This is a genomic window from Vibrio sp. V08_P9A1T1 (assembly GCF_963874405.1).
Lineage (GTDB): Bacteria > Pseudomonadota > Gammaproteobacteria > Enterobacterales > Vibrionaceae > Vibrio > Vibrio anguillarum.
Genome location: NZ_CAWNIB010000127.1, coordinates 1 through 5,056, shown reverse-complemented (window position 1 = coordinate 5,056; position 5,056 = coordinate 1). Strand labels below are relative to the sequence as shown.

Genomic DNA, 5,056 nt, shown 5'->3' with positions numbered 1-5,056 from the left:
GTTTACTTGTGCTCATGGGGATGAGCTCACTTACCGCCTACCCGCAACTTCAAGCTGTTTGGATGTATCCGGTCGTTTTTCTACGCAAAAGCCAAACCGTGACCTACACTTTGAAAAGCTCATAATACAAATTTCATATAAACCCAGTGGCTGGGGGCGACGATGGCTTTACAAAAAGTTGTTCATTTCTATGCGTAGGGTTTGACTATGAAAATATCAACGAAAATCATTGCGGCATGTACTATCTTGTGTTCAGTTGGCGTGGTAATCAGCGGTGGTTTTGTTGGGTGGCGAGCATCAGAGCTCTCAAGCCAAGCACTTTATGACCGAGCCGCAAATCAACTTACCTCCGTACGCGAAATCAAAAAGAGTGAAATAACTAACTATTTCAAACAGATCCGTCTGCAAATTGAGACCTTGTCTTCCGAGGTATCGACTCAAGAAGCAATGGATTCTTTTACTCGTTCGTTCTCTCGTTATCCTGCCCACCGTATAACGCCCCAAGATACGGATGCGCTAGAACGGTATTATCGTGATCAGTTTGGTCGTACTTACCGTCAGGAAAACAATGGCAGTCAGCCAAATGAACTTGGTGCATTTGCACAGCTTTCAGAGCAGGGAAAAGCACTGCAGGCTCGCTACATCGGCGTAAACCCTAACGAGCTTGGATCCAAACATCACTTGGATTTTGATTCATTGGGCAGCAGCTATGATGAAGCTCACCGGCGTTATCACGCCTCATTTAGGCGATTTTTAGAAGCGTTTGGCTATTACGATATTTTCCTTGTCGATTTGTCAGGCAACGTGGTTTATACCGTGTTTAAAGAACTGGATTTTGCGACCAATTTATCAACTGGCGCATATCAAAATTCGGGGCTAGGCCATGCATTTGCTAAGGCAAAAAACTTGCAAGAGGGGCAATCCTACCTCGAAGATTTTGCACCTTATTATCCTTCCTATGAGGCAGCGGCTTCGTTTATTTCGGCCCCAATTTTCAAAGAACAGCAGCGGGTAGGTACGCTGATCTTTCAGATGCCGATCGATGTGATCAACAACATCATGACATTTGGCGGTAGCTGGGCTGATGCGGGGCTCGGTAAAAGTGGAGAAACTTACCTTGTGGGGCAAGATGGTTTATTGCGCAGTCAATCACGGTTTTTATTAGAAGATCCTGAGCAATACTTTCAAACCTTAACTGATATTGGTGTTGAGCCTGCCACCATTGAGCAAATCAAAACCAAGGGTTCGGCCATTGGACGTCAACGCATCAAGACCGACGCGGTACGACAGGCATTGGCGGGTGGACAAGGCCTAGAAACCATCAAAGACTATCGTAATGTTGAAGTACTTTCGGCCTACGCACCTCTGGATGTTTTAGGACAAAAATGGGCTATATTAACTGAAATCGATCAATCTGAGGCGTTACAAGATGTCTCGACTTTAGAGCGTTCAGTACTGCAAACTGTGTTGATTAGCATTGCTGTTCTTGTGATGCATTCACTCTTTATTTCTTACATCGTGGGAAGTGGTATATCCAAACCTATCCGCAGTGCGTCGTTAGAGCTGCATCGGATTAATCAGGAGAATGATTTAACCGCGCGTTTAAGTGAAAAGGGTAAAGATGAAATGGCGGAAGTTGCGGTTGCCTTTAACCAGCTATTTAGCAGCTTACAGAAAACCATTGAGCAGTTTGCGCGGGCGACGGAGTCACTCAACGGCAGCACTCATCGTATGTCTTCCAATATGGAGAGCACGCGAGGCGCTGTTGCCGAGCAGAGTATGAGAACAGAATCGGTCGCGGCGGCGGTAAATCAAATGAGTGCTTCAATTGGCGAGGTAGCGCAGTTTGCTAGCCGAGCTGCCGATTATGTGAAATCAGCTAATGATACAGGGTCACAAAGTGTCGACGTCGGGGAAGCGTTGGGAAATGAAATCAGTTTGTTGAGCGATGAGATGAAGATGGCGGTGGAAGCTATTGAGCGGCTCCATAGTGAAAGTAATTCTATTGCTGAAGTGCTTGATGTTATCCAAGGTATCGCCGAGCAGACCAACTTACTGGCCCTTAATGCGGCGATTGAAGCAGCACGTGCTGGCGAGCAGGGTCGTGGTTTTGCGGTCGTTGCCGATGAAGTGCGATCATTAGCAGGGCGCACGCAGACTTCGACTGAAGAGATCCGTAAAAAAATCGATTCGCTACAACATGAAATAAACAGTGTGTCGCAAGGAATTGAAAAGGCCAATAAAACCGTGGTGAAAGGGGTTGAAACCTGCCATTTGAATACGGATATGCTTGCTCAAATCATGTCGATGTTAACCGAACTGAATGACATGAATGTGCAAATTGCTGCCGCGACAGAAGAGCAAAAATCAGTAACGGATGAAATCAGCAGCAGTATTACTTCGATTGCTGATGCCTCACTGTCGGTTTCTGGGCAGGTGAATGATGTTGATGGGGTGCTTACCGACCTTTCTGGGCAAGCAGAGACACTAAATAGTGAGATTGCTCAGTTCAAATATAAGGCGTAACGCTAAGACATTTCCTACTTAATCAGCAACTGTGTTGGTTACGTTCGCTCCAAGCATAGAGTTATACTCAGTTTAACTATGCTTTGAGCGTTGAAGGCTCTGTCTCGTTGACCAAGTTATTGATCCAACGTTTGGAATGGATCCGTTGTGTTGTAAGGATAATTTTGACGGCCTCTTCAAGCATAATAACCATCATAACCCAATGCAAAGGCCAGCCAAGAACCAACCCTGTGTAATAAGCCAACGGAATGCCAATCGCCCATTGGCCAAATAAGTCAATGAAAATACTGTAGTTAATATCGCCGCCACTTTTTAACACGCCACCGATACCGACCATATTAAATACCCGTAGTACCATCCCAAACGCCATTACTAAGCAAACATTCACGGCCATTTGTGTATCATGCAGTGGACTTTTTTCGATCAAAGCGTAAATCCAAGGTTCAGCCAAAAAGCAGAACAATGCCAGCAGCAACGCCAGCCCGCAGCTAGTAAGTACATACCACCAAGAAGTCTGCGCGGCACGTTCGTAACGCTGTGCACCAATTTCATGTCCAAGCAAGATAGAGGCGGCCACGGCAAATCCAAGAAAGGCGGAAATGAGTACACTTTCAATGGGAGAAAGCAGTGAGATAATCGCAAGTTCAGAAACGCCCAACTGACCGACAATAACGTTGTAAATTAAAATGCCAGCCGCCCATGCTGAATCGTGAATAATCATTGGCCTTGCGACTTTAAAATAGCGCTGTCTATGGTGTTTCATTTTTGCTTGCTGCCAGTTTTCGCGATTGGGCAATAGATGAGCGTAATGTCGCTTTACTTGCCAAAAAAGAAGCATGGTTTGACAGCCGCGTGAGATGCTTGTGCCAATCGCTGCACCCACAACCCCCAATTCTGGAAAGCCGAACAGGCCAAAGATGAGTAAAGCGTTTAAGACAGCGTTAATAATGATGGCCAGGATGCTTACTTGAGTTGGCAACTTTGCCACGCCGACAGAACGTAGTGCGCTCTCTAGTGGCACTACTAATGCGGTACAAAATAAGCTAAGTGCTGTGATCCATAAATAATCCGTGGCTAGTGTGACGTATTGAGCATCATTGGCCACTAAAGAAACAACAGACTGAGGTATCCACAAATAGAGCAGCATAAAGGGGAGTGTAAACAGCAGAGCCACTATCCAAGACTGAGCCAATGTCCGTTTTATACCCTCGATGTTACCTGCACCAAAATATTGCGAAGCTAACACGCTTACTGCACCGCTAGCGCCAACAATAACGATGAGATTAAAGAAAAATATTCGGTTGCCAACACCAACGGCCGCCGTAGCGGATTCACCTAATTGGCTGACCATAAAAATATCTACTACACCTAACAGTGAAAACAGCATTGACTGGAGGGATACTGGTACGCCAATATCGATCAATTTGCGCCAAAATTGACGGTCTAGCTGATGAAAGGGAGTCATAAACATGGTGCATTACCTCATTTTGATATGCGGCAAGTGTAAATCGAATCGTAATTTTTGTATTCTCTCAATACCTCTATAACTTTTGCCAAACTCTCATATGTCAGACAAGCAAGAACGGTATTCCATCTCAGATAAAACACATCAAGAATTTATTGACCAAAGTCGCGTCTTAGCATTGGAGCAAAGCGGCATTGTGCAATGCGGAATTGCAACCTGCCGCGAAATGTTTTCTGTTTATCGGAAAAATCAGAGCGTGCATATGCTGTTGTACACAGTGAAGGGCAAAGGTTGGCTAGCGAGTGGAACTGACCGTTACTTACTGGAACCGAGCTCATTAATTGTGGTACCAGCGGGTGTCGAAAATGGTTTTGGAATTGAAGAAGAGGAGTGGCAAGTGGTGTGGATCTTTCTTGCACCGCAGCGTCATTGGAAAAACACCGTAAAAGAAGAAATACATTACACATTAACGCCTATCGCTGCGGTCATGTATGCGAGTATTCAAGCGCTGCTGCGAACCTTAACATTGCCTGCTGAGCTTGGTGAGCAGGTAGGGCAACGTATTGTTGAACAGATAGAAATCATGCTCCGAGCACCGATTGAACTGCCGCTCTCGCGTACTTTGTTGCGTTTAAATCGCGTCTTTCAGCGTGTCCAGAGCCAGCTGCATAAAGATTGGACAATAGAAAATCTCGCCGCATTATTTCCTTGCTCGCAAGCTCATTTACATCGTTTATGTCAGCAGCACTTTGGCCACAGTCCTAAAGCCCACTTAACGCGAATGCGTATGGAGTACGCCGCTCGTTTGCTTGGTTCTACCGACTGGCCAATCCAACATGTCGGTGACATTGTCGGCTATCCTAACCCAGCAAACTTTAGTACTCGTTTTAAGGTATGGAGCCATTGCACACCACGAGAATTTCGTAAAAAACGAAATGATTAATTCCACGGCATTGGTAAATGGCACTCTTCATTCATAAACTTTCTTATCTACTAAACGCGATGAAATTATTGCACCTCGAGCACGGCTTATGAAGGTGATTGAAATATCAATATCATTGAGGA

Annotated in this window: 3 protein-coding genes; 2 read left to right on the top strand and 1 reads right to left on the bottom strand. The window is 45.4% G+C overall.

From position 1 onward, the window contains the following. The first annotated feature begins 201 nt into the window (after nucleotides 1–201). Entirely contained in the window at nucleotides 202–2,526 is a 2,325-nt protein-coding gene (locus AACT21_RS06370; RefSeq protein WP_094163153.1) for a methyl-accepting chemotaxis protein, read from the top strand. A gap of 76 nt (nucleotides 2,527–2,602) precedes the next feature. Here the strand turns inward: AACT21_RS06370 and AACT21_RS06365 are convergent, their stop codons facing one another. Beyond that, a complete protein-coding gene (locus tag AACT21_RS06365; protein WP_094163152.1) occupies nucleotides 2,603–3,997 on the bottom strand; it encodes an MATE family efflux transporter in 1,395 nt (464 codons plus the stop codon). Nucleotides 3,998–4,091: 94 nt separating this feature from the next. On the opposite strand from AACT21_RS06365, the gene AACT21_RS06360 reads away from it, so the two are divergent. Beyond that, entirely contained in the window at nucleotides 4,092–4,934 is an 843-nt protein-coding gene (locus tag AACT21_RS06360) for an AraC family transcriptional regulator (RefSeq protein ID WP_176430149.1), read from the top strand. Nucleotides 4,935–5,056: the final 122 nt, after the last annotated feature.

What these genes read in the sequence shown, in the direction of transcription:
- AACT21_RS06365 (WP_094163152.1), bottom strand. Translation starts at nt 3,997, where the DNA reads ATGTTTATGACTCCCTTTCATCAGCTAGACCGTCAATTTTGGCGCAAA.
- AACT21_RS06360 (WP_176430149.1), top strand. Translation starts at nt 4,092, where the DNA reads ATGTCAGACAAGCAAGAACGGTATTCCATCTCAGATAAAACACATCAA.